Below are 1746 nucleotides of genomic sequence, written 5' to 3' on the forward strand. Positions count from 1 at the left end.
GCACCACATCCCCACACACCACAGCCACCGCACCAGGAGCCCGCCGCACCTGCTCCTCAAACAACCCCGGCAAACACCCCCCAACACCCCGCCCAGAACCGCCGTTCCACTCCAGCAGCACCCGACGACGCTCATCCGAACCCAACAGATCCACCTGCCCGACCCGCACATCCGGATCAGCCACCACCGCTTCGAAAACCCGCACCAACCGCGCCACAATCCCCTCAACCGCAACCCGATCAAACACATCGGTCCGGTAGATCATGCGCAACAGCATTCTGGGACTGGGGCCAGTCAGCAGAGATATCGCATAGTGACTGGCGTCGAGAATCTCAACGTCGCGGGCCACTCGGCCATAAACTGAATCGTTTTCCGAATGCTGATTGTGAGGATAGTTCTCGAACACCATGGCAGTGTCGAACAGATCACCGAAGCCGACCTGGCGTTGCACTTCGGAAAGCCCGGAATGGTAATGCGGAATCAGCTTGGACTGATCACGCTGGACACGAGCCAGCAGCTGTCCGAGCCGCTCCTCCATGTGTATCCGCACACGCACCGGCAGAGTATTGATGAACATCCCGACCATGGATTCTACACCTGGGAAGTCGGCAGGACGGCCAGAGACCACCGCACCGAACACCACATCGCTGCTCCCGGTCAGTCCGGCCAGAATCAAGCCCCATGCCGTCTGTACGACCGTGTTGACCGTCACGCCACATCGGCGCGCCTGCGCAGCCAGCGACTCGGTCAATTCCTCGGAGAGCTCCACAGTGAACTCGCCCGGAAAAATCGTGGGCCGATGGGAAATAGCGGGCGCGACTCGGGTTGGCCCCTCAAGCCCAGCCAGTGCGGTGGCCCAGGCATCGGCTGCGGCTTCGGAATCGCGATTCGCCAGATATCTCAGATACTCCCGGTACGGCATTGCGGGCGGGAGTCCGCTGCTGTCGCCACGCCGATCGTAGAGCTCGAACAGTTCCCGTGTCAGTACGGGCATTGACCACCCATCAAGCAGGATGTGGTGGGTGGTGAGGACGAAGACGGACTTGTTCGCCGTGAGTCGGATCGCCATACACCGCAACAGTGGCGGCCGGGCCAGGTCGAAGCGGTGCAGTCGGTCGTCGTCGAGCAGGCGCCGCAGCTCGACGGCGCGTTCTGCCTCCTCCAGATCCGTCAGGTCGACATCGACCCAAGGAATGGAGACCTGCTCGGGAATCACCTGGACGGGCCGATCAAGACCTTGATGAAAGAATCCTGCCCGCAGATTCTCATGACGCGCCAGCAAGGCATCGACAGCAGCCTTCATAGGTTCACTCTCAACCATATGGTCGAGCGTGTACGAGACCTGTGTCACGTAAACATCAAGAGCATCCACGTTAAGGACGGACTGAAAATGCAGCCCTTCCTGCAGCGGAGACAGCGGAAGAATTCCCTCAACCGGCGAAATATTCGCCTCAATTATTTCGAGCTGCCCGACAGGCAGGGAAACAGTGAAATCCGATGAATCGGAATAATATTCCGCAGCCACGTCAATCAGATCAGTCGCGACATCGGCGATGTCCGCACTGGTTCGGCAGGTGAAAACGTCCCCCACTGAGATGCCCAAACCGGCCTTGCGGGTCTGGCTGACCAGCCGGATCGCGAGGATGCTGTCTCCGCCAAGTTCGAAGAAGTTGTCGTCGATTCCGACCCGGTCGATTCCCAGGATCTCCGCGAACAGCCCGCAGAGCAGCTCCTCACGTACGGTAC

At 60.0% G+C, this 1746-nt stretch carries 1 protein-coding gene; it reads right to left on the bottom strand.

Annotated elements, in window-relative coordinates; genetic code table 11:
* Nucleotides 1–1746 (bottom strand): condensation domain-containing protein (locus ABT118_RS32620; RefSeq protein ID WP_350678536.1); only part of this gene is annotated, 1746 nt, incomplete at both ends.

This window comes from Kitasatospora sp. NPDC002040, assembly GCF_040296785.1.
In the GTDB taxonomy this organism is placed as follows: domain Bacteria; phylum Actinomycetota; class Actinomycetes; order Streptomycetales; family Streptomycetaceae; genus Kitasatospora.